Genomic DNA, 26518 nt, shown 5'->3' with positions numbered 1-26518 from the left:
TCAAATTAACGCAACCCTGTTGCGTTAACACCTGAATCCGCCTAATATGCAACTCGATTGCATTTATTAAGCGAGATTCAGCATGTCCATTCCAGATCCACGCCTGCCCGTGACCGTCCTTTCCGGCTTCCTTGGCGCCGGCAAGACCACCCTGCTCAACCACATCCTGGCCAATCGTGACGGCCTGCGCGTGGCCGTCATCGTCAACGACATGAGCGAGGTGAATATCGACGCCAGCCTGCTGCGTGACGGCAGCGCCAACGCCGGCGCCGAATTGTCCCGCACCGAAGAGAAAATGGTCGAGATGAGCAACGGCTGCATCTGCTGTACCTTGCGCGAAGACCTGCTGCTGGAAGTGCGCAAGCTGGCCGCCGAGGGCCGCTTCGACTATCTGCTGATCGAATCAACCGGCGTGGGCGAGCCGATGCCGGTGGCGGCCACCTTCGATTTCGAGGATGAACATGGCCATTCGCTCAACCAGGTGGCGCGCATCGACACCATGGTGACAGTGGTCGACGCCCTCAACCTGCTGGCCGACTACAACAGCACCGATTTCCTGGCGCAGCGCGGTGAAACCGCCGGCGAAGGCGACGACCGCTCGCTGGCCGGGCTGCTGTCGGAACAGATCGAGTTTGCCGACGTGGTGGTGGTCAGCAAAACCGACCTGGTCTCGCTGGAGCACCTGGGCGAGGTGCGCGCGGTGATCAAGGCGCTCAATCCTGTTGCGACGATTACTTATGCTGAACACGGCCGCGTGCCGCTGCATAAAATTCTGGGCACCGGCAAGTTCGATCTCGAGAAAGCCAGTGAAATGGCCGGCTGGGCGCGTGAACTGGCCGGTGAGCACACGCCCGAAACCGAGGAATACGGCATCTCGAGCTTTGTGCTGCGCGAGCCGCGCGCCTTGCATCCGCAGCGCTTCAACCGTTTTCTCGACCAGGCCTTTCCCGGCCTGATACGCGCCAAGGGCTATCTGTGGCTCGCCACGCGACCGGAATGGGCGGCGACCTATTCGCGCGCCGGCAAGATCGCGTCGGTGGAACCGGTCGGCCGCTGGGCCGAGCCTTATGACGACCGCTTTAACGAAGTGGTGTTCATTGGCCAGAATCTTGACCGCGCCGCGATTGAGGAGGCTTTTTCCTATTGCGTGCTGACGGATGGGGAAGCCGCCGCCGGCGAAGCGGTGTGGCAGCACTACCCTGACCCGTTCCCGCCATGGTATATCGAGTGATGATATGATGCGCGTCCATGAAAAAGACCATCGCCACTCTTATCAGCGCGCTAATGCTTGCAGCCTGCGCGCAGCTGCCGGTTCAGCAACCTGACACGATCTCCAGCCTGCGCTTCATCGGCGAACAGCGCCTGCCCTACCGCATGCAGTATCAAGGCACCATGGTGGGCGGCCTGTCCGGCATCGACTACGACGCCGCCAGTGACGAATGGGTGATCATCAGCGACGACCGTTCGCAGCACAATCCGGCGCGCTACTACCGCGCCAGGCTGGCGTTCGACGAACACGCGTTCAAGTCGGCGCAGCTGACCGGCGTGTCGCTGCTGTTGCAGCCGGACGGCAGCGTCTATCCCTCCAAGGAAGCCTACAAGCCCGGCGCCGGCGTGGTGCCGGACCTCGAAACCATGCGCGTCGATCCGCAGGACGGCAGCATCTGGTACGCCAGCGAAGGTGACGTCAAGCTGGGGTTCGATCCGTTTGTGCGCCACGCGCGCCGCGATGGCAGCTTTATTGCCGAACTGCCGCTGCCGCCGCTGTTCACGGTGTCAAAGGAACGCAAATCCGGCCCCCGCGACAATCAGGCGTTTGAAGGCCTGAGCTTTGCACCGGACGGCCGCACGCTGTGGGTATCGCTGGAAGGTCCGATGTACCAGGATGGGCCGGCGCCTGATCCGACGCACGGCGCGGTTAACCGCATCACCCACTTCACCCGCGACGGCAAGGTGCTGGGCCAGTACGCCTATCCGCTCGACGCGATTCCCGCCACGCCAGGCAAGGGCAAGGAAGCCGACAACGGCATCTCGGAAATGCTGGCCCTGAGCGAGACCCGCATGCTGACGCTGGAACGGTCCGGCGTGCAAGCCGACGACAACAGCTACAAGACCTATGTGCGCGTCTACGAAATCGACACGACCGGCGCCACCGACATCCAGCACCTGCCGACGCTGCAAGGCGCGGTCTTTACGCAAGTGAAGAAGCGCCTGGTGCTGGACATGGCCAGCGTCGGCTTGCCGATCGTCGATAACCTGGAAGGGATTTCGTTCGGCCCGCGCCTAGCCAACGGCCACGCCAGCCTGGTGCTGATCTCGGACGACAACTTCAGCAAGACCCAGGTGACCCAGTTCCTGCTGTTCGAGGTGATCCCCTAGGCCTGAAATGACGGGCGGCGACAGGCAGTTGTCGCAGCGGCAGCAATGTTCGAAGCCCGGCACCGGATCGCCGAAGTAATCGAGCAGCAGCTTCCAGCGGCAAAAGCCGCTCTGCGCGTAGCCGATCATGCGCTCCAGCTTTTCGCGGTCAAGTTCATGCTTCTCGTCCGGCGCCTTGCTCTTCATGAGGAAGAACTTCTGTAGTCGCGTATCGTCATGGTAGTACAGCAGCGTGCATTCGGCGTCCTCGCCATCGCGGCCTGCGCGGCCGGATTCCTGGTAATAAGCTTCCAGGTTGCCGGGCACCTGCAGATGGATGACGAAGCGGGTGTCGGTCTTGTCAATGCCCATGCCGAAGGCGTTGGTCGCCACCATCACGCGCCGTTCGCCGTTCATGAACAGGTTCTGGTTCTCGCTGCGCTCCGCCGCTTTCAGGCGGCCGTGGTACAGCGTTACGCTTTCGCCGGCGTCCAGCAGCAGCCGGTAAGTCTCGTTCACCGCCTTGACGGTGGCGGCGTAGATGATGCCGACGCCCGGCGTCTGGCGCACCAGGTCGAGCAGCATCTGGTTCTTTTCCTCCGGATTGGTCACCTGGCGCACGCGGTATTGCAGGTTAGGCCGGTAAATCCCGGTGTTCACCACACGCATGCGCGGCCGGCCAAGCTGGCCGCGGATATCGGCGATGACGTCGTCGGTGGCGGTGGCGGTCAACGCCAGTACCTGCGGCTTGCCCAGCGCTTCGAGCGCCGCGCCGATTTCCATGAACGCCGGCCGAAAGTCGTGGCCCCATTGCGAAATGCAGTGCGCCTCGTCGATGACGACCAGCGCGATTTTCTTCTGCTTCAGCAGTTCCTGGAACTCGGCCGTGGCCAGCCGCTCGGGGGTGCAGAACACCACATCCTTGCCGGCTTTTTCGATGCTTTCCAGCGCCTCCAGCTCATCGGCGCGCGACAGGCTGCTGTTGACCTGCGTTGCGCTGGCGATGCCGGTCTCCTCCAGCCGCTCCGCCTGGTCCTTCATCAGCGAGATCAGCGGCGATACCACCAGCGTCATGCCGTCCAGCAGGCGCGCCGGCAACTGGTAACACAGCGACTTGCCGCTGCCGGTGGGCATCACGGCCAGCGTGTCGCGGCCGGCCAGCACGCTGTCGATCACGCGGCGCTGGCCATCGCGCAGCGCCTCCATGCCGAATACCTTGTGCAGCAGCCGGTCTATCTTCTTGTCGAGTGGTGTAGTCATGCGCTCAGCGTATTAAAAAACATATCGCCGGTATGTACGCCGCCACACTATACTAGTGGTTTTAGCGGCTATCCCAAACAACGATGGACCCGAGACGAGAGCATGTACGGCGTTTGCTACAGGTGGACGCCCATCTCAGCGACATGCATGGAACATATACCCAGCCTGCGCAGATCATCGATATCTCGCGCATGGGGGTGGCGTTTGTCAGCGACCACGCCATGCGCACGGATGAACAATTGCTACTGAATTTCTGCTTTCCCGGCAGCGCGATCCGCAATGAGATCACCCTCACCGTGGTCAATAGCAGCGCGGTAGGCACCCACGGCCGCTTCCGCAATGGCGCCCGCTTCATCGCCATTTCCGAAGCCTGCGCCGACCGCATCGTCGATTACGTCACCACCGCCCCGGTCTAACCCCTGCCAAACGATAGTTGTAGGAACAGGCGCGCTAGCGCAAAGTGTGGTCAGCATCTCTCCATACGGAACCTACTCATATGTGGATCGTACAAATTGCCTTGCGGCGGCCGTACACGTTTATCGTGATGGCTCTGCTGATCCTGCTGTCGACGCCACTGGTGCTGACCAAGATGCCGACCGATATCCTGCCGGCTATCGACATCCCGGTGGTCAGCGTCATCTGGCAGTACAACGGCCTGTCGGCGGAAGAGATGGGGCAGCGCATCGCCTCCACCACGGAGCGCAGCCTGACCACCACCGTCAACGATATCGAGCATGTGGAATCGCAATCGCTGGCTGGTTCCACCATCGTCAAGATCTTCTTCCAGCCTAACGCCAACATCCAGACCGCGCTGGCCCAGGTGGTGGCGGTGGAACAGGCGCAGCTCAAGCAGTTGCCGCCGGGCGTGCAGCCGCCGCTGATCATCAAGTATTCCGCTTCCAGCATTCCGGTGATCCAGCTTGGCCTGTCGAGCAGCAGCATGACCGAGCAGGCGATGTTCGACACCGCGGTCAACTTCCTGCGCCCGCAGCTAGTCACCATTCCCGGCGCCTCGGTGCCCTACCCTTACGGCGGCAAGTCGCGCCTGATTTCGGTGGACCTGGACACGCGCGCGCTGGCCGCCAAGGGCCTGACGCCGACCGACGTGACCAACGCCATCAGCGTGCAGAATCTGACCCTGCCGTCGGGCACCGCCAAGATCGGCGCCACGGAATTCAACGTCAGCATGAACGGCTCGCCCGACACCATCGCCGGCTTGAACCAGATCCCGGTGCTGAACAAGAACGGCGCCGTCACCTATCTGTCCGAAGTGGCGCATGTGCGCGACGGCTTTTCTCCGCAAACCAACATCGTGCGCCAGAACGGCGAACGGGGCGTGCTGCTGTCGGTGCTGAGCAACGGCGGCTCCTCGACGCTGGATATCGTCAATACGCTCAAGGGCCTGCTGCCGCAGGCCATGCAACAGCTGCCGAAAGAACTGAAGATCACGCCGCTGTTCGACCAGTCGCTGTTCGTCAAGGCCGCCGTCTCGGGCGTGATCCGCGAGGCGCTGATCGCTGCATTGCTGACCGCCGCCATGATCCTGATCTTCCTCGGCAACTGGCGCAGCACCTGCATTATCGCGGTGTCGATTCCGCTGTCCATCCTGTCGTCGATCCTGATGCTGTACGTGCTGGGCGAAACCATCAACATCATGACGCTGGGCGGCCTGGCGCTGGCGGTGGGCATTCTGGTCGACGACGCCACCGTCACCATCGAGAACATCGAGCGCCATATGCACCAGGGCTCGGACCTGCACAAGGCGATTGCCGACGGCGCCGGCGAAATCGCCGTACCGGCGCTGGTGTCCACGCTATGCATCTGCATCGTGTTCGTGCCGATGTTCTTCCTGACCGGCGTGGCGCGCTATCTGTTCGTGCCGCTGGCGCAGGCGGTGGTGTTTGCGATGTTCGCCTCCTACATCCTGTCGCGCACCCTGGTGCCGACGCTGGTCATGATGCTGATGGGGCACGCCCACGCACCCGCAGCCGCCGACGCCCGACCCAGCCTGCTGCAGCGCGCCTACCAGCGCTTCAACGCCGGCTTCGAGCGCTTCCGGGGCGGCTATATTGTGATCCTGTCGTCGCTGCTGACGCAGCGTCGCCGCTTCGCGCTGTCCTTCCTGCTGTTCTGCGTGCTGTCGCTTGGGCTGGTGTTCACGCTGGGGCGCGACTTCTTTCCGTCGGTGGATGCGGGCCAGATCCGCCTCCATATGCGCATGCCGACCGGTACCCGCATCGAAGAGACCGCGCGCAAGGTGGACGAAGTGGAAAAATTCATCCGCACCGTGATTCCGCCTCATGATCTGCAAACCATTCTCGATAACCTGGGTACACCGTATTCCGCCATCAACCTCTCGTACAGCAACGCCGGCACCATCGGCACATTGGATGCGGAAGTGCTGCTGGCGCTGAGCGCGGACCACGCGCCTTCGCAAGTCTATATCGACCAGTTGCGGCGCGAACTGCCGCAGCGCTTCCCGGGCGTGGAGTTCTTCTTCCAGCCGGCCGATATCGTCACGCAGATCCTCAACTTCGGCCAGCCGGCGGCGATGGACATCCAGATCGCCGGCAAGGACCTGGCCAGCAACTACCAGATCGCCGCAGCGCTGATGAAGAAGGTCAAGCAGGTTCCTGGCACGGTGGATGTGCACATCCAGCAGCGCATGGACCTGCCGACGCTGGGGCTGAAGATGGACCGCACGCGGATCAAGCAATTGGGCTTGAATCCGACCGACCTGGCGCAAAACCTGTTGATTACCCTGTCCGGCAGTTCGCAGACGCAGCCTGCATTCTGGCTCAATCCCGCCAACGGCGTGGTGTACAACCTGGCCGTGCAGTCACCGCAATATCACATCGACGATCTGGATGCGCTGCTGCGCACGCCGGTTCGCGCGGCCGGCACGCCGGGCGGCGCCGGTGACGGCGATGGCGCCAGCCAGCAGTTGAGCAGCCTGGTGCAGGTGGCGCCGGCGGTACAGCCGGCCGACGTGTCGCACTACAACCTGATGCCGGTGATCGACATCTACGTCAGTGTGGAGGGGCGCGACCTCGGCTCCACCGCCGCCGACATCAACCAGCTGGTGGAGCAAACGCGCGCCGCCCTGCCACGCGGCAGCAAGATCAACGTGCGCGGCGAGGTGGAAACGATGCAGACTTCCTTCCTCGGCCTTGGCGTCGGGCTGGCGATGGCGATCGTGCTGGTGTACCTGCTGATCGTCGTCAACTTCCAGTCGTGGGTGGACGCCTTCATCATCATTACCGCGCTGCCGGCAGCGCTGGCGGGCATCGCGTGGATGCTGTTCCTGACCCGCACCACGCTGAGCGTGCCGGCGCTGACCGGCGCCATCATGACCATGGGCGTGGCGACCGCCAACTCGATCCTGATGGTGTCGTTCGCGCGCCAGCAGCTCGATGCCGGTCTGCCGGCGCTGTCGGCCGCGCTGGAAGCTGGCGCTACCCGCATCCGCCCGGTGTTGATGACGGCGCTGGCCATGATCATCGGCATGGTGCCGATGGCGATTGGCTTCGGCGAAGGCGCCGAGCAGAATGCGCCGCTGGGCCGCGCCGTGATCGGCGGTTTGCTGTTTGCCACCGTCTCGACGCTGCTGTTTGTGCCGGTGGTGTTTGCGTCCATCCATCGTTATCTTGAACATCGTGCCGGGCGCCATGCGCACGTGATGCCGGCCGTCGCAGAAGGGAATCCTTGACATGTCCGAAAATCGTCACGCCGCACTCGGCATCCATAGCGCCTCGGCGGAGGGTCAGGCTTATCCGCAGCGTCATGCGGTGCTCAGGCGCGCCCGGCTGGCCGGCGCGGTGGTCGTCGCGCTGCTGTTGTTGGGCGGCGCCGCAACGCTGGCGCTGCGTTCCGTGCATGCGGATGGGCTGCATCAATCGACCGTGGCGCTGAACCAGCAATTTGTCGTCACCACCAGCGCCACGGTGGCCAAAAACGGCGAGCCGCTGAGCTTGCCCGGCACCCTGCAGGGTTTGATCGAATCGCCGATTTATGCGCGCGCCAGCGGCTATGTGCTGCGCTGGCACAAAGATATCGGCAGCCGGGTCAACAAGGGCGAGCTGCTGGCGGAGATCGATACGCCGGAAGTCGACCAGCAGTTGTCGCAGGCGGTGGCGGCGCGCCAGCAGGCGGCGTCCGGGCTGGAGCTGGCGAAGACGTCGGCCGCGCGCTGGGATGCGTTGAGCAAGCGCGATGCCGTGACCCAGCAGGAGCTCAATGAGCGGGTCAGCGCATATTCGCAGGCGCAGGCCAATCTGGCGGCCGCCGAGGCCAATGTGCGCCGGCTGCAGCGCACCGAGGCGTTCAAGCGGGTGGTGGCGCCGTTCGCCGGCGTGGTGACGGCGCGCTCGGTGGAGGTCGGGGATCTGATCAACGGCGGCAATGGCGGCGCCGGCAATGCGCTGTTCCGGCTGGCGCAGGTCGATACCCTGCGCGTGTATGTGTATGTGCCGCAGACGTACGCGCAGCGCATCAAGGTCGGCGACAAGGTCAGTATCACGCAGGCCGAGTTGCCGGGCAAGGTGTTCGACGGCGCGGTGGCGCGCACGGCCGGCGCGATTGACGCCGCCACGCGCACCTTGCAGCTGGAGATCAATCTGCCGAACCAGGACAACGCGCTGCTGGCAGGCGCCTATGTGCAGGTAGCGCTGCCGCTGGACCGCAGTGCGGGCGCGCTGCTGGCGCCGTCGAATGTGCTGCTGTTCCGGCCCGAGGGGCCGCGTGTGGCGGTGGTGGGCGACGGCGGCAAGGTACGCTTGCAGCCGGTGACGCTGGGGCATGACCTGGGCGACAACATCGAACTGCTGAGCGGCATCAGCACAGCGGACAAGCTGGTGCTCAGTCCGCCAGACTCGCTGGCTGACGGCGACGTGGTGCAGGTGCGCACGGTGGCCGCTGGCGCTGGCGCTGGCGCGGCCACGGCGGGCGTTGGCGCCGGCGGCGCGGCACAGGCGGCCCGATGAGAGCGCTGCCGGTTCCCGCCGCCCTGAGGCCGCTGTTCGCGGCCCTGCTGCTGGCCGGCTGCGCCAGCGCGCCGGTCTACGAAAAGCCTGGCATTGACCTGCCGGCCGCGTGGCAGTCCGATGAGCCTTTCCAGGCCGCCGCACCGGATGACGGCGCGCTCAAGGGCAACTGGTGGGAAATCTTCGGCGACGCCCAGCTCAACCTGCTGGTACAGCAATCGCTGGCCCGCAACCAGAGCCTGGCCGCAGCCGCCGCCCGGCTGGCGCAGGCCCGTTCGCAGGTTACCGTCAGCAGCGCCGGACTGTTCCCGCAAGCCAGCCTGCAAGCCGGCGCCGCCCGCCAGAAGACCTCGGCCAACCGCCCGCAGAACGCCTATGATGTCGCCAACCAGTCCACGGTACAGAACAATTATCAGCTGGGTTTCGCCGTCAGCTACGAAGCCGACCTGTTCGGGCGCGTGGGCAGCAATGTCAGCAGCGCCCAAGCCTCCGCCCAACAGGCCGCCGCCGATTTTGAGAACGCCCGCCTGGTGCTGGTCGCCGAACTGGCGGCCGACTACTTTAACCTGCGCGAGCTGGACAGCGAAATCGCCGTCCTCAGCGAAAGCCTGCTGCTGCAACGCAAAGCCTACGATTTCATTCAGGCCCGCCACCAGCTGGGCGCCGCCACCGGCCTTGACCTGGCCCAACAGCAATCGCTGCTGGACGCCAGCCGCACCCAGCTGGAACTGCTGAACCAGCAACGCGCGCAGTATGAGCACGCGCTGGCCACCCTGACCGGCGTGGCGGCGCCCTCCTTCAAACTGACACCTGCATCCATGGCGCTGACGCCGCCGCCGTTGCCGGTCGGCCTGCCCGCCCAGGTGCTGCAGCGCCGCCCCGACGTCGCCGCCGCCGAACGCGCCGTGGCCGCCGCCAACGCCAACATCGGCGTCGCCCGCGCCGCTTACTTCCCCAGCATCAACCTGCAAGCCAACGGCGGCTGGGACAGCAACCAGATGAGCCGCCTGATCGAAGCCCCCAGCCTGCTGTGGTCGCTAGGGGCCGCACTGACCCAAACCCTGTTCGACGCCGGCAGGACCGACGCCACGGTCGCCATCGCCAAGGCGGGCTACAGCGGCGCCGTCGCCAACTACCGGCAAAGCGTACTGACCGCCATGCAGGAAGTCGAAGACGGCATGACCGGACTGGCCACGCTGCGGCGCGCGCAGCTGTCGGCTGACGCCAGCGTCGCCGGGTCGCGCCGCGTGCTGGAACTGGCGAACGACCGCTACGCCGGCGGCGTGGAAACCTACTTCGACGTCATCGCCGCCCAGCAGACCTTGCTGGCCAACCAGCGCATCGCCGTGCAGCTGCGCGGCAAGCAGATGGTCAACGCCGTCTACCTGATCAAGGCGCTGGGCGGCGGCTGGCGCTGATCACCAGCCGATGTCCTTGAGCAGCGGATAGGTCAGGTCGAACGGCGGCCCAAGTTCATGCCGCAGGTCGGCGTTGATGGCCGGCTCCATCAGCTGGTTGGGCGTGGCGCTGGTGTCGTAGTGCGACACCGACGAACCCGGCTGATTGGGCCGCGGCGCATACATCAGCACCCGCCCCAGCGGATCGGCGCCGGCCCGCACGCCCAGATTGATGCCGAGATTGGCGTACATGCCAGAATGCGTGCGGGTGCGCCGGGCGATGGCCTGCTTCAACGTCTGCCCATCTTCCAGCGTAATGCGCACCGCCGGGATCACGATCCCGGGATCGCTGCCGCCAATGCCGGGCGGCGGCGCGCCCGCCACGTTGTCGACCACGATCGTGCCGATGGCGCCCGCCTCCTGCGCATTGCGGATCTTGAACACGAACGTACACGCGCCCCGGTCGATCATCGCAATCTTGCCCCGCACCGCGCGCATGTTGAGGTCCGACAGCGGCGTGCAGGCCAGGCCCAGGTCCGGCGGCGTATCCACCACCGGCATCACCTCGCCGGTCAGCCCGGGACTGCCCAGCGGCGGCCCGAAGGCGGCGGTGCCAACCTGGTAGACGCCGGCTACTTCCGGTGGCGTCAGCACCGTCAGGATCGGCGTGCCGGCCTGCAAGACGAGCCGCGCGGCATTGGTGACCTGCATGCCATTCCACACCAGCTTGCCGGACTTGATGGCCGACGCCGCCCGCTCGGCGTCGTTCATGTCTTTCCACACCTTGCCGGTGGTCGTATCCAGCAGGAAGTAATCCCAGATACTCGGAACGCCGGCCAGCAGCTCGCCGGTCTCGTCGTCAGTGTAGGTCTGGAAGCCGAGGCCGTGCGCAAACTCGTGCAGCAGCACCGTCACCAGATCGGTATTCGGCCCGTGGTTGTTGTCCAGCCCAAGATAGAACGGCGAGCCGGTGAAACAGCCCGGCTGGCCCAGGTTGACGTTGAAGCGGGCGCGGATGTCGGGTGTGTCCGGGTCGGCGTCGAAACCGATCAGCTTGTTCGTCTCGGCCTTGCCGAACCAGGCGTTGGCTTGCGGCGCGCCGGGGAAATCGGAGAACACCTCCAGCGCGCCGGCGCTGCCCAGCACGGCGGCGCTATCGGTGCACGGCAGCGCGTCCCAGGTGGCCAGCACCCGGATGGGGACGTCGCTATCCAGCGTTTCGCCCCATTTGCTGGCGGCGGCCTGGAACGCATTCAAGCGCTGCGCCCCCAGCGTGATGCCGGTGTTGCCGCCCACCGGCGCCACCGGCGTCGGATCGTTGAAGCCAACGCCGGCCGGGTCGCCATTGACGATGGTGATGGTGGCGGCGGCCCAGCTGTTGGAGCACAGCAGCAGCGCCAGCAAGAAGGTCGGCAGCTTGTTCATTTTTGCTCTCCCGGCGCCGGTTCGCAGGTTTCGGTGATGCTGCCGTCTGCGGCCTTGCGGGCGACGGCGAAACGGTCGTGGCGCTCGTCCAGCATCAGGCGCACGCCGCCGTGCCGGGCGCGCGCCACTTGCGGCGGCGCCTGCCTGGCCAGCGGGGCCGCCGCCCGCATTGCCGACGTCAGCAACGCCGCCTGTTCGGGATTGGGACTGGTCAACTTGCCGGTGACCGGGTCTTTATAGGCCATCAGGCCGGCGCCGGACGGCGCCGCTGGCGCAGACGGCTGAGTCGCGACCTGCACATGCGGAAACCGCATCACGCCGTCCTGATCCGGTGCGGCCGCGTGCGCCGCCAGCGTCAGGCTGGCCATGCCGCCAGTGAACAGCCAACGGCGGCACCAGCGCTTGCGAAAACGTAAGGCCATCGCCGCGAAGCACATCAGCGCCACCGTCGACGGTTCGGGAATGGCGTTGATGCTGACGCTGTCGATGCCGATGTAGTTGCCGTTGAGACTGGTGTCGTCGACCACGTAGCGGAAGCCGAAGCGGCCGCTGGCCGGCCCGGTCAGGCCGTCGACCAGTACGGCGCGCTGCTGCCAGCCGGTATCGAGGTCGGCCTCAAATGCCGTCAGCAAAGAGAAGCTGTTGCCGACGTCGGTGCCGGCGCCACTGGTGCTGAAGTAAACTTCCACCCGGTCCAGTGCACCCTCGCCCAGCAGGCGCAGCGAGAAGTTCAGCGACTCGCCGTTGTAGAGCTTGACTTCCGGCGTCAGCAGCCAGTTGCTGACTTCGCCGCCGAACGCGGCATTGTTGAAGTTGGCCGCGATGTAGGAATCGGCCGGCCCGGCGGCGGCCGGGAAGAAGCCCGGATTGCCCTGGAACCAGTTGGTGCTGCCGGGCGGCGCACTGTTATTGATCAGCACCCAGCCGTTGGCGGGCAGCGTGCGGATGTCATCAAAGCCCTCGCCCAGCAAGGGTACGGCAACAGCAGAGCAACTGGCGGCGGCCAACAACAGCCCCGCCAGATGGTTGATCGGCTTCATATCATCTCCCGGGTGGGTTATACGGCTCAACTTGCTATGGGTTAGACCACAGCCCGCATTCCCAGGTTCCCGATGAGATGAAACTAATTTACAGTCACCAGCCCCAGCCGGTAAGCCTGGCTCGACCAGATGGCGACAGAAATGGCGTCATGCCAGCGTGGTATCGATGCGCAAGCCGGCTTTCAACGTCAGCGTCACCGGCGTCTTCTCGGCGATTTCCGCCATCCGGGCTTGCTGCGCGGCGTCGATGTCGCCGCTGATGGTCAGCGTGCGGCGCACCAGCAGGCTGCCGTCTTCCGCATGGGTCAGGTGCAGCGCGACGTCGACCGCCGTCACCGGCCACTGCTTGCGGTCGGCATACATGCGCAACGTGATGGTGGTGCAGGCGCCGAGGCTGGCCAGCAGATAATCGTACGGCGCCGGACCGCTGTCCTGGCCGCCGTTGCGGGCCGGTTCGTCGGCCGTCAGCGCGTGCCCGCTGACCTCGATTTGGGTGATGTAATGATCCTTGCCGATGGAAGCTGTACCGCGCGCCATACCCTATTTCCTCTCAATGTTAAGCCCAGGTAAAGAAGCGTAAATGCCGCTAATTCGCGAATATGCAACTGGTATAATGGCAACTCTACCGTATAGAGACGTTGCGCCGTCCAGATTATGCAAAAGATCCTGCTTACCTGCTGCCTGACCGGCAGTGCTATTCTGCCAGCTTACGCCCAAACCGCCACTCCCGAAACGCCAGCTACCAAGCCAGCCAAGCCGACCACCGCCACTGTTCCTGCGCCCGCCAAGGCCAAGGAAGTGTTGCCGGAAGTGACCGTTTCCGCTGAGCGCCCCACCAACCGCATCGACCGCCAGGTCTACGACGTCAAGTCCGACATTTCCAGCACCAATGGCACCGCCGCCGATGCGCTCAACAACGTGCCATCGGTCAACGTCGATCCCGACGGCACCGTCACGCTGCGCGGCAGCACCAATGTGCAGATCATGGTGGACGGCAAGCCGTCGGCCATGCTGCAAGGCGATAACCGCGGCCCGGCGTTGCAGGCGATGGCGGCCGACGATATCGAATCGGTCGAGGTGATCAACAATCCCGGCGCGCAGTTCGGCAACGAAGCCGGCGGCGGCCCGATCCTGAATCTGGTGATGCGCCGCAACCGCAAGCCGGGCGGCATGGCCACCGTCAACGGCAACGCCGGCACGGCCGGCCGCTACAACAGCGCCGTCAACGGCAGCTACAACGAAGGCCCGTGGGGCTTCCAGGGCAGCGCCAACGTGCGCCACGACGGCCGCAACTCTACCGCCGACGTCACCCGCGACACGCTCGACACCGGCACCGGCCAGTTCGTCCACAACAGCCAGACCTCGGTCGGCCGCGGCCTGAACGACATGGCCGGTCTGAACGGCACCGTCAGCTACAACCTGAACCAGACCGACACCCTGACCGGCAGCGCCTCGTACAACCAGCGCACCAACGACCAGCAGTCCAGCGACCATTACGTCAACGGCGCCACCAGCCTGATTCCGGCCGCCGACTACGTGCGCAGCACGTCCCGCACCGGCGACAGCAACAACTTCGGCTGGGGCGCCCGCTACGACCACAAGGGCGACCTGCCGAACGAAACGCTGAAGATCGACCTGCGCGTGTCGGCCTCGGAAAACGACAACGTCAACAACTACGCCAACGCCTACGCCACGCCCGGCTGGATCGACACCAGGGCCAACCAGCGCAACCACAACGACACCCGCATCGTCGATTTCACCGGCGACTACGAGCGGCCACTGTGGGGCGGCACCGCCAAGACCGGCTACAAGATCGCCACCAACGACAACAACGTCAACACGCTGTACACCGACATCAATCCGATCAGCGGCGCCGCCACCGTCAACAACGGCCGCACCAATGCGTATGAGCTGGACGAAACCGTGTACGCGCTGTACGGCACTTACCAGATGCGCCTGAACGACCGCTGGGGTGCGCTGGCCGGCCTGCGCGCCGAGTACACCGACATGGACATCAACCAGATCACCGGCAGTGTCGAGGCGAAGAACCACTACATCAACTACATCCCGAGCGCCTACGCCACGTACAAGGTTTCGGACAACGCCAACCTGCGCTTCGCCTATGCGCGCCGGATTCGCCGTCCCAACGCCAACGACCTGAATCCGTATGTGACCTACCGCGATGAGTTCAACGTCTTCTCGGGTAACCCGAACCTGAAGCCGACCAAGACCGATTCCTTCGAAGTGGGTTACGAGACCAGGATCGCCGGTCTGGAAACCAATCTGCGCGGCTACTACCGCAAGGACACCGATTCCATCGTCGACTACCGCTACTTCGTGGCGCCGAACGTGCTGCTGACCACCCGCGCCAACGGCGAAGGCAGTCATTCCAGCGGCCTGGAATTCACCGTGAGCGGCAAGCTGACGCCGTCGCTGACGCTCAACACCAGCGGCAACCTGGCCCGTTCGCAGCAAAGCTTCTACGACGACAGCGGCAATCTGGTTACGCGCACCGCCAATTCGCTGAGCGGCCGCGCGCGACTGAACTATTCGTACGACGCCGCCAACCAGATCCAGATGGCGCTGCAAATGATGGGCAAGACCTTGTCCGGCCAGGGCTACCGTTCGGCCAATCACACCTTCAACATGAGCTGGCGCCATACCGTGACGCCGCAGCTGACGCTGGTGGCTAACGTGACGGACCTGTTCAACACCAACAAGATGCAGACCATCATCGACAGCGACACGCTGCGCGAAACCAGCACCCGCCGCTTCGACGGCCGCGTGTTCTATGTCGGCCTGTCGTACCGCTTCGGCGGCACCGCCTCCAGCAGCGAGCATCGCGAGGAAGGCTGGGGGCCGCGTCCCGGCGGTCCGGGCGGTCCTGGCCCTGGCGCCGGCGGCCCGCCTCCTGGCGCGTAACCCCAAAACGAAAGGGTCGGACCCCGTGCGGGGTCCGACCCTGGCCGCAGCGGTGTGCGGGTTAAAGCGGTGCGGCGAGGACTACTTGATCACTGCCAGCTTCTGGCGGTGGCCGCCCTTGAAGGTATAGATGGTCAACAGGCCATCCTGGACGTCGCCGTTGGCGTCGAACGAGATATTCCCCAGCAGGCCTTTGTGCTTCAGCTTTGCCAGCTGCGGCAGGTATCTGGCCGGATCGGGCGAACCGGCTTTCTGCATCGCTTCCACCATCATCATCAGCGCGTCGTAGGCATACGGCGCGTAGGTCTGCACTTCGATGCCGTAACGCTTCTTGTAGGCGACGCGGAAGTCTTCCATACCCTTTTCCTGCGCCGGCTCGACGCCGCCCGCTTCGGCGCAGATCACCTGACCGTCGCTCATGCCGTCACCGGTCAGGCGCGGCACCGAGTCCGAACACATGCCGTCGCCGCCCATGAACTTGACCGGGAAGCCCAGCTGCTTCATCTGGCGCAGCATCGGCGCGGCCACCGCGTCCATGCCGCCGAAGAAGACCATATCCGGCTTGGTGGCCTTGATGGCGGTCAGGATCGCCATCAGGTCGGTGGCCTTGTCGTTGGTGTACTGGGTCGAAACGATGGTGGTGCCAGTGGCGGCGCCGGTGCGTTTGACGGTCTTGCTGAATTCATCGGCCAGGCCTTTGCCGTAGGACGTACGGTCGTCAACCACGGCGATGCGCTTGACCTTCATGGTCTGCATCGCGTAACGCGCCAGCGCAGGGCCGAGCTGCTCGTCATTGGCGATGTTGCGGAAGGTGGTGTTGTAACGCTGGTGGGTGTACTGCGGCGCGCTGGCCGACGGCGTAATCTGCGGAATGCCGGCATCGTAGTACAGGCGCGAGGCCGGGATCGTGGTGCCGGAGGTCTCGTGACCGATCACGCCCTGCACCTTGGCATCCACCAGTTTCTGCGCCACGGTGGTGGCTTGCTTCGGATCGCCGGCATCGTCTTCGGCCTGCAGCACGATCTTGTATTTTTTGCCACCGATGACCAGGCCCTTGGCGTTCAATTCATCGACCGCCATGCGCGCGCCGTTTTCATTGTCCTTGCCCAGGTGGGCGATCGGGCCGGAAGTGGCGGCCACGTGGCCGATCTTGATGGTGTCTTCCGCTTGCACGGAGGCGGCGCCCGCAGCGCCGATAAAGGCCAGCGCCAGTGCGCGGCATACTGTTTTTGTTGTGAACTGCATAAAGTCCTCGTAGGTTAACAGCGTTAGAATACCAGACACCGGCAAACGTTTGCCAATTCCCCCTTGCACAAAGGGCAGATTACAGTAAGATAACCGCCCATGGCCTTCCTGCTCTTTCAGCTCAATAGTCTGCGCAGCAGGTTGCTCCTCCTGGTGCTGCTGGCGATCGCGCCCAGCGCCATCATGACCGTGATTAACGGCACGCGTGAACGCGCCCACGCGGTGGAGGTGGCCGAGGAAAACCTGCAGCGCCTGACCAACCTGGCGGCCGCCAACGAAGCCCAATCCATTGCCGCCGCGCGCCAGATCCTGCGCGACCTGGCCAGCATCCCGGACCTGATGGGTGACCCGGCGCAATGCAGCCGCCTGCTGGCCAACATCCAGCGCCGCAATCCGGACTACGTCAACTTTGGCCTGATCCAGTTGAATGGCGACGTCACCTGCAACGCCGTGCCGTCCACAAACCTGGTCAACCTGGCCGACCGCTCGCACTTCCGCCGCGCCGTACATCTGAAGCGCTTTGTCGCCGGCGGATACATCTTCGGCCGCGTGATCCAGAAGCACACCGTCAACCTGACCTATCCGGTGCTGGACGACGACGACCGGGTGCAAGCCGTGGTGTTCGCCGCGCTCGACCTGACCAAGCTGGATCGCTTTGTGGCCGACATTCAGCTGCCGGCCGGCTCGCTGCTGCTGACCGCCGATTCCGAAGGCAAGATCATCTCGCGCAAGCCTGAACCGGAAGCCTGGTTCGGCAAGCAGGTGTCGCCGGAGATGCGCACCGCCATGGCTGCGGAGCCGGGCAAGCCAGTGCTGTTGACAGGGCCGGACGGCGTGGAACGGCTGCATCGCTTTGCGCGGGTTGGCAGCAACGGCCTGTCCGACTACACCGTCACCATCGGCATTCCAGCCGACGCCATCACCGCCAACGCGCGTCACGACCAGCTGCTGGACCTTCTGGCGCTGTCCGCCACCATCGCGCTGGCATTGGCGGCGGCGTGGTTTGTCGGCGACGTGCTGGTGCTGCGGCGCGTAAAGCGCCTGGCCAGCACCGCCAACAGCATCGCCTCCGGCGTGTTGGAAGCACGCAGCGGCATCCGTTACGGCAAGGAGGAAATCAGCGAGCTGGCGCGGGCGCTGGACGCCATGGCCGCAGCGCTGCAGGAGAAGGAACGGCAGCATCTGAAGGCGCAGAACCAGTTGCGCGAGGCGGACCGCCGCAAGGACGAATTCCTGGCCATGCTGGCGCACGAGCTGCGCAACCCGCTGGCGCCGATCAGCGCCGGCGCGCAGCTGCTGCAAAGCGGCCATGCCACCGACGCCGCCGTGCAGCGCACCGCCGGCATCATCGTGCGCCAGGTGCACCATATGACACGGCTGGTGGACGACCTGCTGGATGTCTCGCGCGTTACGCGCGGACTGGTGACGCTCACACGGGTGCCGCTGGACGTGTCGGCCATCGTCGCCGACGCGATGGAACAAGCCGATCCCTTGTTCAAGTCGCGCCAGCACCGCTTTGCGGCCGAACTGCCGCCGCAACCGCTGGTGGTAATGGGCGATCATAAGCGGCTGGTACAGGTGCTGGTCAATGTGCTCAATAACGCCGCCAAGTACACGCCGGCCGGCGGCGCCATCAAGCTGGCGGTGCGCGCCGAGGGCGGCAACGTCAAACTGATCGTCAGCGACAACGGCGTCGGCATGTCGGCGGAACTGCGCGGCCGCGTGTTTGAACTGTTTGCCCAGGCCGAACGCAGCGCCGACCGCTCGCAAGGCGGGCTGGGACTGGGCCTGGCGCTGGTCAAGTCGCTGGTGGAGCTGCATGGCGGCACGGTGGCGGTCGATAGCGGCGGCGAACATCAGGGCAGCACCTTCACCATCACGCTGCCGGGCGCCGCGCCGCAGCAGCCGTCCGCGCCGGTTCCGGACCGGACGGCGACGCCGTCGCGCAGGCTGCGCGTGCTGGTGGTGGACGATAACATCGACGCCGCGCAAACGCTGCAACTGCTGCTGGAAGCGGGGGGCCACCAGGTCAGCGTCAGCCACACCGCGCTGGCGGCGCTGGACATGGCCGAGACGACGTTGCCGGAGCTGTGCCTGCTCGATATCGGCCTGCCCGACATCAGCGGTTTCGAGCTGGCGCGCCGCCTGCGCGCGCTGCCGCAGACCGCGCGCGCCACGCTGGTGGCGGTTACCGGCTACGGCCGCCGCGAAGACCGTGCGCAAGCCGACCAAGCCGGCTTCGATCACTACTTTGTCAAACCGGTGGACGTGGATGCGCTGCTGGCGCTGATCGCCCGCCTGCCTTAATGGAGCTCCATGAAACAGCTGCTACTCAGTCTCGCCCTCATCTCCGCCCTGCCGGCACAGGCACAGGAACTGGAACTGGCGCGCATCGCCGCGCAGCCTGCGGTCAAACAGGCGCTGGCCTACATCGAGAAAAACGAGCCGGTAACGCAGACCAATATGCTGGTTATCAATGCCATCCCGGCGCCGACCTTCGCCGAAGCCGCGCGCGCCAGCGACTACGCCGCGCGCCTGAAAGCCGCCGGCCTGGCCGATGTGCGCATCGACGACGCAGGGAATGTGATCGGCACCTGGCGCGGCAGCGGCAAAGGCCCGGTGATCGCGCTGGCCGCGCACCTGGATACCGTCTACCCTGCCGCCACCGATCTCACCGTGCATGAAAAAGACGGCCGCCTGTACGCGCCCGGCATCGCCGACAACGGCCGTTCGCTGGCGGCCATGCTGACCATCGTCCACGCCATGCGCGACGCCGGCGTCCGTACCGAAGGCGATGTACTGTTTGTCGCCAACGTCGGCGAGGAAGGCCTGGGCGATCTGAAAGGCGTGAAGTATCTGTTCAGCCAGCGCAAGGACATCAAGGCCTTCGTCGGACTGGAGCCGGCACTGGGCACGGACGGCGATCCGGTGACCTACATCGGCACCGGCAGCCGGCGCTTCAAGGTCACTTTGCACGGCCCGGGAGGCCACAGCTACGAAGGCTTTGGCCTGCCGTCGGCGGTGCATGCGGCCGGCCGCGTGATCGCGCGTATCGATGATGTGCGTGTCCCTTCGCAGCCGAAGGTGACCTTCAATGTGGGCGTAGTCCAGGGCGGACAGTCGGTCAACAGCATTTCCGCCGAAGCGTCGATGCTGATCGATATCCGTTCGGCCGACGCGCCGCTGCTGGCGAAGGTGGAACAGCAGATCAAGGCCGCCATCCAGCAAGGCGTGGATGACACCAACCAGCGCTGGAACAGCAAGGCCATCACCGCCGACGTAGTGCTGATCGGCGACCGTCCGGCAGGCCAGATGGCGGCGGATGCGCTGATCGTCCGTACTGCACTGGCGGCAGCCAAGGTGCAAGGCCGCCCTGCACTGCTGGACGGCCCGCACTCCACCGACGCCAATCTGCCGATGAGCCTTGGCGTGCCCGCGATTACCATGTCGGGCGGCGGCAGTTCCGGCGGTTATCACTCCGAAAAGCTGGAATGGTGGTCGGCGAAGAATGCTCACACCGGCCCGCAGAACGTCCTGTTGACGATCCTGGGCCTGGCCGGCGTGCAGGGCGTGGCGGCGCCGCTGGTCAAGTAACAGACTCTCACTTATGGCAGAGCACATCGCTTACAATAAGAATGATAATAGCAATCATTCTCAACAAAGTAAGCGATCATGCCTCGACTCCCCGCCTTAAAACTCCTGACGTTGTGCGTTCTGTCTTCGATCTACACCCTGCCCGCCCTCGGCCAGACCGCTGGCGACGGCGTGCAGACCGTAGTCGTCAGCGCTTCCGCCGACGCCTCGGCCGCCGGGCTGTCCAAGACCTTTGGCGGTGGCCAGGTCGCCAAGGGCGGCCGCGTCGGCCTGCTCGGCACGATGGATTTGATGGATACGCCGTTCAACAGCACAAATTTCACCCAGCAGTTTATTCAGGACCAGCAGGCGCACAGCGTGGCCGACGTGCTGCAAAGCGATCCCGGCGTGCGGGTGGCGCGCGGCTTCGGCAACTACCAGGAGGTGTACATCATCCGCGGCTTCCCGGTCAACTCGGATGACCTCGCCTACAACGGCCTGAACGGCGTGCTGCCGCGCCAGTACATCGCCGCCGAATTGCTGGAGCGCGTGGAAGTCTTCCGGGGCGCCAATACCTTTCTGAATGGCGCGACGCCGGGTGGCGGCGGCATTGGTGGCGCAATCAATCTGTTGCCGAAACGCGCGCCCAACGCCAACCTGAACGAAGTGTCAGCTGGCCTGCAGACAGGTAAACAGACCTATCTGGCCACCGACATCGCGCGCCGCTTCGGCGATGAAAAACGCTTCGGCGTGCGCGTCAACGCCGTGCAGCGCAAAGGCGGCTCCGGCGTCGACAATGAAGACCGCGACCTGCAAATGGCCGCTGTCGGCGCCGATTATCGCGGCCGTGGCTTCCGCCTGTCGGCCGATCTGGGCTGGCAGAACAGCAAGCTGTATAACGGCCGCCCGGCGGTCAACGTCGGCGCCGGCCTGGCCGTGCCTGCGGCGCCGGACGCATCGGCCAACTACGGCCAGCCATGGGACTTTTCGAGTGAGCGCGACGTCTTCGGCACGCTGCGCGGCGAGTGGGACATCAGCAAGGACGTGGTGGCGTGGGCGGCCTTCGGCGGCCGCCAGGGCAATGAGCTGAACCGCCTGGGCAGCACCTTGAACCTGACCACCGCCGCCGGTGCGGGTCAGCTGCGCCGCTTCGACAATGCGCGCGAAGATCACATCAAGACCGGTGAACTGGGCGTGCGCGCAGCACTGCATACTGGCCCTGTCAGCCACAAGCTGGCGCTGACCACCACCGGCTTCGATCTGGATTCGCGCAACGCCTATGCCACCTCAGCCTACCAGAACACCAGCCTTTACAACCCGCCGGTGCTCGTGCTGCCAACCCTGACCACCTTCGGCAACAACATGGCCGACCCGCGCACCACCAACAAGGTGACGCTGGTGAGCGAAGCGGTGGTGGACAGCATGGGCTTCTTCAACGATACGCTGCTGGCCACCGTCGGCGTGCGCCATCAGAACATCAGGCAGCAAGGCTTTGCCTACAACACCGGCAAGCAGAACGCCTACTACAACCAAGGCGCCAACACGCCGATCGCCGCCATCGTCTACAAGATCACGCCGCAAGTGTCGGTGTACGCCAACCGCGTGGAGAGCTTGCAGCAAGGTGCGATTGCCGGTTCCACCGCCGTCAACGTCGGCCAGATTTTCGATCCGTACAAATCGGTGCAGAAGGAAGCCGGCATCAAATTTGACGGCGGCCGCTATGGGACCACCGCCGCGCTGTTCACCACCAGCCAGCCGATGAGCGTGCTCAATCCGACCACCAAAGTGTTCAGCATCGAAGGCGAACAGCGCAACCGTGGGCTGGAACTGACGGCTTACGGCGAACCGCTGCGCGGCCTGCGCGTGCTGGGCGGCGCCACCTTCCTCGACGCCACGCAGCAGCGCACCGCCGGCGGCGTCACAGACGGCAAGGATGTCATTGGCGTGCCGGATACGCAGATGAATGTGGGCGTGGACTGGGATGTGCCGGGCGTGCGCGGCTTCAGCCTATCGGCGCGCGCGCTGCATACATCGTCGCAGTGGGCCAATGCGGCCAATACGCAGCAACTGCCGTCCTGGAATCGGCTGGACCTGAGCACGCGCTACCAGTTCACCGTGGCAGATCACAGCGTGGTGCTGCGCGCCCACGTGGACAACGTCACCGACAAGAACTACTGGGCCTCGGCCGGTGGCTCGCAGGGCACGGGATACCTGGTATCGGGCGCGCCGCGCACCTTCGGCCTGACCGCGTCCACCGAGTTCTGATCGGCCGCGCGCTGGCTGAGCACCCGGGCCGCAAGCGCCCGGCCGCTCAGCCAAGCATCACCTTCCTGCACGCCGCGCAACCAGCCGCCACACACGCCGACTTGCACGGCAGGCAGCCAGATACATTGGTCTTCCGAAGGCTCCATGGCCGCGACTTGCATCGCTGTTGCCGGCAACAGCGGGGCGAGCAAGGCCGACGCTTGTGCCGCCGGCAGCGCCAGTATGAGTGCATCGAACACTTCCCCGAGCGTGCCACTCTCCAGCGACGCCAGCCGCCAGCCTTCCTCGTGCCAGATGTCGCAGATGGTCATGCTTTGACGGATGGTCAGCTCAACACCGCCAGGACTGAGCCGCTTGCCGTCGAACATCGTCACCTTGCATAGATCGCTTTGCAGATGCCGGGCGCATGACATGCCTGCCAGGCCAGCGCCGATTACCCCCAGGTTAAATATATTCGCCTTCATATTTGCAAGTATATCGGCGCATACGGCTGCATAGCGCGTCAACGGCGGTTCAATCCCGGTTCATGCTAGCATTTGGGTATGGAGGGTCGCTAGAATGAACCAGAAAATGACGAAAGGCTATCGCAGCGGCGTTGCTGCCAGGCTGGCAGGACTGCCGGTGGAAACCCTGCGCGTGTGGGAGCGGCGTTATGGCGTGTCCGATGCAGACCGTTCTCCGCAGGGCCAGCGCCTGTATTCGGCCGAGCAGGTGTACCGTCTTGGGCTGCTGAAGCGCGTGGTCGATCAGGGCCACGCCATTGGCACCGTCGCCAGAATGGATGTCGACGAACTGGCCGGGCTGGCGGGCGTGCAGCCGGGCACCGGCGTGCAATCGTTGAAACTGGCCGTGGTGGGCGCCGCGCTGGCCCAGCGCCTCAGTGCCGCGCGCACCGCGCCGTTGCTGGAAATCGTCGCCGCCTGCGCGCAGCTGGACGACGCCGAACGGGGACTCGCTGGCGCCCGCGCCGATGTGCTGCTGATCGAAGCGCCGGAAATGACGGCCGACGCCATGCCGCGAATACGCAGCTTGCGCCGCGCAATCCCTGCCAGGGCCACCGTGGTGTTGTACCGCTTCTGCGATAGCGCCACCGTGCGGCGCCTGCGCGAACATGGCTGCCTGGTGGCTCGCTCGCCGTCGGATGCTTCGGAAGTGGCGATGCTATGCAACACCGCCGTCACCGGCGCCGCGCTGCCGCCACCCGGGCCGACCAGGCCGGCCGCGCCGCGCCGCCTGAACGATGAAGAACTGGCGGCGCTGACCGCCGCCTCGTCCAGCATCAACTGCGAATGCCCGCGCCACCTGGCCGACATCCTGCTGATGCTGTCGAGCTTTGAACGCTATAGCGCGCAGTGCGCGCACCGCAACGCGACCGACGCCGCCATGCACGAGGATCTGGCCCGCAGCGCCGGCCACGCGCGCATGCTGATGGAAGACGCACTAGAACGACTGGCCTACGCGGAGGGATTGCCGATGCCGGCCAGATGACAGGAAACGATGAGACTCAAACTATTACTTGGCGACCAGCTGAATCATGAACACAGCTGGTTCACCCGCCCGCAAGACGATCAAGTCTTCGTCATGATGGAGGTGCGGCAGGAAACCGACTACGTGCTGCATCACGCACAAAAGATCATCGCCATCTTCGCCGCCATGCGCGACTTTGCCGGCCGCCTGCGCGCCGGCGGCCACCGCGTGCACTATCTCGCCATCGACGACGCCGACAACCGCCAGTCGCTGCCCGATAATCTGGACTACCTGCTGTCTCACTACGGCGCCACCGAATTCCACTGGCAGGCGCCGGACGAATGGCGGCTGGACCGCCAGTTGGCCGACTACGGCGCCGCCCTGTCCATCCCGGCGTCGATGGACGACACCGAACATTTCTACACCATGCGCGACGAAGCCGCACGCATCTTCGAAGGTCGCAACAGCTGGCTGATGGAGCACTTCTACCGCCGCATGCGCAGCAAGCATGGCGTGCTGATGTCAGAAACCGGCAAGCCTGCCGGCGGCCAATGGAACTTCGACCACGACAACCGCGAAGCGTGGAAAGGCCTGCCGTGGGAACCGTCCGACTGGCGCGGCCGCCACGATCACAGCGCATTGTGGGACACCATCCAGGCGTCCGGCGCCAAGAGCTTTGGCGAACCGAATGCGGACAACTTCGCCTGGCCGTTGAATCACGAGGAAGCCATGCAGCACCTGGACAACTTCGTTGAACAGGCTTTGCCCCACTTTGGCCGCTTCCAGGACGCGATGAGCGTCAAGGCCTGGCGCCTGTTCCACTCGCTGCTGTCGTTCGCCATGAACGTCAAGCTGCTGTCGCCGCGCACCGTGGTGGAACGGGTGGAAGCCGCGTGGCGCGACGGCGCGGTACCGGTGGCGTCGGCGGAAGGCTACATCCGCCAGATCCTCGGCTGGCGCGAATACGTGCGCGGCGTCTACTGGCACCGCATGCCTGGCTATGACAAACTGAACGCCTTCGGTCACAACACGCCGCTGCCCTGGTGGTTCTGGGATGGCAAGACGCGCATGCGCTGCGTGGCGGCGGCCATCGGCCAGTCATTGGAGCATGCGCACACCCACCACATCAACCGCTTGATGGTGATCGGGAATTTCGCGCTGCTGGCCGGGCTGTCGCCGGAAGAGCTGCATCGCTGGTATCTGGGGATTTACATCGACGCCTTCGAATGGGTGGAACTGCCGAACACGCTGGGCATGAGCCAGTTCGCCGACGGCGGCCTGCTGGCCACCAAGCCCTACGTCTCCAGCGCTGCCTACATCGACCGCATGAGCGATTATTGCAAGGGCTGCCATTACGACAAAAAGGCCCGCCTCGGCGAGCGCGCTTGCCCCTACAACGCCTTGTACTGGGATTTCTTCGACCGGAACCGGGACAAGCTGGCGGGCAACCAGCGCCTGGGCATGGTCTACCAGCAGCTGCGCCGCATGGATGACGGCGCGCTGGCCGCCCTGCGCGAACGGGCGGCCGACCTGCGCGCCAGGGTGCAAGAACTTTAGGTGCTGCCGCGCTGGATCAGCTCAAAGCCCGTATTGACCACGCGCTCCGCCGGCGCCGAATCGCCGCCGCCGGCCAGCCGGTCCAGCAAAGCTTGCGCCGACAGCGCGCCGATCTTGGCGCCATCCACCTTGACGGTCGACAGCGGCGGATTGGTGTACTCTGAAAAATTCAGGTCGCCGAAGCCCATGATGGCCAGGTCTTGCGGCACGCGCAGGCCGCGGCTTTGCGCTTCGATCAGCACACCGTGCGCCAGCGTGTCCGAGCTGCAGAAAATCGCGTCCAGTTCCGGATGTTCGTCCAGCAGCTTGATCGCGCCGAGGCGACCCTGAGGCAAGGCGCCCGGCGCCTGCACCACGTGCGATGCGATCACACTGGCGCCATGCTTGGCGATCGCCACCTGAAAGCCTTGCGTGCGCTGGCCGGCGCGCGGGTCGTTCGCGGTCAGTATGGCGAAGCGGCGGTAGCCCTGTTTCAGCAGATGCTGCGCGCACATGTGGCCCACTTCTTCATGCGAAAAGCCGATCGCCATGTCGATCGGATGCGGCGTCAGGTCCCACGCCTCCACCACCGGGGTGCCGATTTGCAGCAGGCGCTGGCGAGTGCTGTCGGTGTGCAGTGAACCGGTGAGGATAATGCCGTCCGGGCGCCGGCTCAGAATCGTCTCGACCAGAATCTCTTCGCGCCAGGTTTCATAGCCGACGATCCCCAGCAGCAGCTGGTAGCCGGCGGCGGTCAGGCGATCGGTTGCGCCCTGCACCAGATCGGCGAAGGTTTGCGTGGAAATCGTCGGCAGCACCAGCGCCACCAGCTTGCTGCGGCTCGAAGCCAGCCCCCCGGCCAGCATATTCTTCACGTAGCCGGTCAGCTTGACAGCCTCCTGAACCTTGGCCAGGGTCGCCGGCTTCACCAGATGCGGCTCATTCAATGCGCGCGATACCGTGATCGGCGAAACGCCCGCCGCCTTGGCGACATCGATCAGTGTGACGGGGTTGGCAGGCATCGGCTCTTTCGTTATTGTTGATAGCA

General features: G+C 64.9%; 19 protein-coding genes. 12 read left to right on the top strand and 7 right to left on the bottom strand.

Translation table 11 applies throughout. The annotated features are described in order from the left end of the window. The first annotated feature begins 82 nt into the window (after nucleotides 1–82). On the top strand, nucleotides 83–1231 hold the full coding sequence (locus GTP55_RS13745; RefSeq protein WP_161045495.1) for a GTP-binding protein: 1149 nt from the start codon (nucleotides 83–85) through the stop codon (nucleotides 1229–1231). 17 nt (nucleotides 1232–1248) lie between these two features. Next, nucleotides 1249–2379, top strand: a complete 1131-nt coding sequence (locus GTP55_RS13740) for an esterase-like activity of phytase family protein (protein ID WP_161045494.1) — start codon at nucleotides 1249–1251, stop codon at nucleotides 2377–2379. Here GTP55_RS13740 and GTP55_RS13735 read toward each other — a convergent pair. Beyond that, nucleotides 2284–3618: a RecQ family ATP-dependent DNA helicase gene (locus tag GTP55_RS13735; RefSeq protein ID WP_161045493.1), complete on the bottom strand. Its 1335-nt coding sequence runs from the start codon at nucleotides 3616–3618 to the stop codon at nucleotides 2284–2286. The genes GTP55_RS13740 and GTP55_RS13735 overlap by 96 nt on opposite strands. 83 nt (nucleotides 3619–3701) lie before the next feature. On the opposite strand from GTP55_RS13735, the gene GTP55_RS13730 reads away from it, so the two are divergent. The 4 genes from GTP55_RS13730 to GTP55_RS13715 all read left to right on the top strand — a co-directional run bounded on the left by GTP55_RS13730 (nucleotide 3702) and on the right by GTP55_RS13715 (nucleotide 10018). Further along, on the top strand, nucleotides 3702–4034 hold the full coding sequence (locus tag GTP55_RS13730) for a PilZ domain-containing protein (RefSeq protein WP_161045492.1): 333 nt from the start codon (nucleotides 3702–3704) through the stop codon (nucleotides 4032–4034). An 80-nt stretch (nucleotides 4035–4114) separates the two neighbouring features. After that, nucleotides 4115–7327, top strand: a complete 3213-nt coding sequence (locus GTP55_RS13725) for an efflux RND transporter permease subunit (RefSeq protein ID WP_161045491.1) — start codon at nucleotides 4115–4117, stop codon at nucleotides 7325–7327. Between the two features lies 1 nt (nucleotide 7328). Beyond that, the gene (locus GTP55_RS13720) at nucleotides 7329–8600 is read left to right on the top strand and encodes an efflux RND transporter periplasmic adaptor subunit (RefSeq protein ID WP_161045490.1); all 1272 of its coding nucleotides are present in this window, start codon (nucleotides 7329–7331) and stop codon (nucleotides 8598–8600) included. Further along, nucleotides 8597–10018, top strand: a complete 1422-nt coding sequence (locus GTP55_RS13715; protein WP_161045489.1) for an efflux transporter outer membrane subunit — start codon at nucleotides 8597–8599, stop codon at nucleotides 10016–10018. The genes GTP55_RS13720 and GTP55_RS13715 overlap by 4 nt, the downstream gene beginning before the upstream one ends. Here the strand turns inward: GTP55_RS13715 and GTP55_RS13710 are convergent, their stop codons facing one another. From GTP55_RS13710 to GTP55_RS13700, 3 genes are all read right to left on the bottom strand, one after another. Next, on the bottom strand, nucleotides 10019–11422 hold the full coding sequence (locus GTP55_RS13710; protein ID WP_161045488.1) for a PA domain-containing protein: 1404 nt from the start codon (nucleotides 11420–11422) through the stop codon (nucleotides 10019–10021). Continuing rightward, nucleotides 11419–12462, bottom strand: coding sequence for a choice-of-anchor J family PEP-CTERM protein (locus tag GTP55_RS13705; RefSeq protein WP_161045487.1), 1044 nt, complete (start codon nucleotides 12460–12462; stop codon nucleotides 11419–11421). Before GTP55_RS13705 ends, GTP55_RS13710 begins: the two co-directional genes overlap by 4 nt. A 147-nt stretch (nucleotides 12463–12609) precedes the next feature. Continuing rightward, nucleotides 12610–12999: an OsmC family protein gene (locus GTP55_RS13700; RefSeq protein WP_161045486.1), complete on the bottom strand. Its 390-nt coding sequence runs from the start codon at nucleotides 12997–12999 to the stop codon at nucleotides 12610–12612. A gap of 117 nt (nucleotides 13000–13116) precedes the next feature. On the opposite strand from GTP55_RS13700, the gene GTP55_RS13695 reads away from it, so the two are divergent. After that, on the top strand, nucleotides 13117–15384 hold the full coding sequence (locus GTP55_RS13695; RefSeq protein ID WP_161045485.1) for an outer membrane beta-barrel family protein: 2268 nt from the start codon (nucleotides 13117–13119) through the stop codon (nucleotides 15382–15384). Between the two features lie 81 nt (nucleotides 15385–15465). Here the strand turns inward: GTP55_RS13695 and GTP55_RS13690 are convergent, their stop codons facing one another. After that, the gene (locus GTP55_RS13690) at nucleotides 15466–16629 is read right to left on the bottom strand and encodes a branched-chain amino acid ABC transporter substrate-binding protein (RefSeq protein ID WP_161045484.1); all 1164 of its coding nucleotides are present in this window, start codon (nucleotides 16627–16629) and stop codon (nucleotides 15466–15468) included. Nucleotides 16630–16728: 99 nt separating this feature from the next. Here GTP55_RS13690 and GTP55_RS13685 point away from each other — a divergent pair, with 99 nt between their 5' ends. The 3 genes from GTP55_RS13685 (at nucleotide 16729) to GTP55_RS13675 (ending at nucleotide 22467) form a co-directional block, all read left to right on the top strand. Further along, on the top strand, nucleotides 16729–18936 hold the full coding sequence (locus GTP55_RS13685) for an ATP-binding protein (protein WP_161045483.1): 2208 nt from the start codon (nucleotides 16729–16731) through the stop codon (nucleotides 18934–18936). A gap of 9 nt (nucleotides 18937–18945) precedes the next feature. Next, nucleotides 18946–20223 carry a M20/M25/M40 family metallo-hydrolase gene (locus GTP55_RS13680; RefSeq protein WP_161045482.1) on the top strand — a complete coding sequence of 426 codons (1278 nt, stop codon included), beginning with the start codon at nucleotides 18946–18948 and terminating at the stop codon, nucleotides 20221–20223. A 78-nt stretch (nucleotides 20224–20301) separates the two neighbouring features. Then, the gene (locus GTP55_RS13675; RefSeq protein ID WP_161045481.1) at nucleotides 20302–22467 is read left to right on the top strand and encodes a TonB-dependent receptor; all 2166 of its coding nucleotides are present in this window, start codon (nucleotides 20302–20304) and stop codon (nucleotides 22465–22467) included. Here the strand turns inward: GTP55_RS13675 and GTP55_RS13670 are convergent. Next, the gene (locus tag GTP55_RS13670; RefSeq protein WP_202423700.1) at nucleotides 22374–22973 is read right to left on the bottom strand and encodes an NAD(P)-binding protein; all 600 of its coding nucleotides are present in this window, start codon (nucleotides 22971–22973) and stop codon (nucleotides 22374–22376) included. The genes GTP55_RS13675 and GTP55_RS13670 overlap by 94 nt on opposite strands. 52 nt (nucleotides 22974–23025) lie before the next feature. Between GTP55_RS13670 and GTP55_RS13665 the strand changes: the two genes are divergently transcribed. Both GTP55_RS13665 and GTP55_RS13660 read left to right on the top strand, forming a co-directional pair. Next, nucleotides 23026–23955: a MerR family transcriptional regulator gene (locus GTP55_RS13665; protein ID WP_161045480.1), complete on the top strand. Its 930-nt coding sequence runs from the start codon at nucleotides 23026–23028 to the stop codon at nucleotides 23953–23955. A gap of 9 nt (nucleotides 23956–23964) precedes the next feature. Next, entirely contained in the window at nucleotides 23965–25491 is a 1527-nt protein-coding gene (locus GTP55_RS13660; protein WP_161045479.1) for a cryptochrome/photolyase family protein, read from the top strand. Here GTP55_RS13660 and GTP55_RS13655 read toward each other — a convergent pair. Next, nucleotides 25488–26492 carry a LacI family DNA-binding transcriptional regulator gene (locus GTP55_RS13655; RefSeq protein WP_229257918.1) on the bottom strand — a complete coding sequence of 335 codons (1005 nt, stop codon included), beginning with the start codon at nucleotides 26490–26492 and terminating at the stop codon, nucleotides 25488–25490. The genes GTP55_RS13660 and GTP55_RS13655 overlap by 4 nt on opposite strands. Nucleotides 26493–26518: the final 26 nt, after the last annotated feature.

This window comes from Duganella margarita (genome assembly GCF_009857535.1).
Taxonomy (GTDB): Bacteria; Pseudomonadota; Gammaproteobacteria; order Burkholderiales; family Burkholderiaceae_D; genus Rugamonas; species Rugamonas margarita.
This window is presented reverse-complemented; position numbering and strand designations above follow the sequence as displayed.

Coding starts and splice junctions, on each gene's coding strand:
- GTP55_RS13745 (WP_161045495.1), top strand. CDS start 83: ATGTCCATTCCAGATCCACGCCTGCCCGTGACCGTCCTTTCCGGCTTC.
- GTP55_RS13740 (WP_161045494.1), top strand. CDS start 1,249: ATGAAAAAGACCATCGCCACTCTTATCAGCGCGCTAATGCTTGCAGCC.
- GTP55_RS13735 (WP_161045493.1), bottom strand. CDS start 3,618: ATGACTACACCACTCGACAAGAAGATAGACCGGCTGCTGCACAAGGTA.
- GTP55_RS13730 (WP_161045492.1), top strand. CDS start 3,702: ATGGACCCGAGACGAGAGCATGTACGGCGTTTGCTACAGGTGGACGCC.
- GTP55_RS13725 (WP_161045491.1), top strand. CDS start 4,115: ATGTGGATCGTACAAATTGCCTTGCGGCGGCCGTACACGTTTATCGTG.
- GTP55_RS13720 (WP_161045490.1), top strand. CDS start 7,329: ATGTCCGAAAATCGTCACGCCGCACTCGGCATCCATAGCGCCTCGGCG.
- GTP55_RS13715 (WP_161045489.1), top strand. CDS start 8,597: ATGAGAGCGCTGCCGGTTCCCGCCGCCCTGAGGCCGCTGTTCGCGGCC.
- GTP55_RS13710 (WP_161045488.1), bottom strand. CDS start 11,422: ATGAACAAGCTGCCGACCTTCTTGCTGGCGCTGCTGCTGTGCTCCAAC.
- GTP55_RS13705 (WP_161045487.1), bottom strand. CDS start 12,462: ATGAAGCCGATCAACCATCTGGCGGGGCTGTTGTTGGCCGCCGCCAGT.
- GTP55_RS13700 (WP_161045486.1), bottom strand. CDS start 12,999: ATGGCGCGCGGTACAGCTTCCATCGGCAAGGATCATTACATCACCCAA.
- GTP55_RS13695 (WP_161045485.1), top strand. CDS start 13,117: ATGCAAAAGATCCTGCTTACCTGCTGCCTGACCGGCAGTGCTATTCTG.
- GTP55_RS13690 (WP_161045484.1), bottom strand. CDS start 16,629: ATGCAGTTCACAACAAAAACAGTATGCCGCGCACTGGCGCTGGCCTTT.
- GTP55_RS13685 (WP_161045483.1), top strand. CDS start 16,729: ATGGCCTTCCTGCTCTTTCAGCTCAATAGTCTGCGCAGCAGGTTGCTC.
- GTP55_RS13680 (WP_161045482.1), top strand. CDS start 18,946: ATGAAACAGCTGCTACTCAGTCTCGCCCTCATCTCCGCCCTGCCGGCA.
- GTP55_RS13675 (WP_161045481.1), top strand. CDS start 20,302: ATGCCTCGACTCCCCGCCTTAAAACTCCTGACGTTGTGCGTTCTGTCT.
- GTP55_RS13665 (WP_161045480.1), top strand. CDS start 23,026: ATGAACCAGAAAATGACGAAAGGCTATCGCAGCGGCGTTGCTGCCAGG.
- GTP55_RS13660 (WP_161045479.1), top strand. CDS start 23,965: ATGAGACTCAAACTATTACTTGGCGACCAGCTGAATCATGAACACAGC.
- GTP55_RS13655 (WP_229257918.1), bottom strand. CDS start 26,492: ATGCCTGCCAACCCCGTCACACTGATCGATGTCGCCAAGGCGGCGGGC.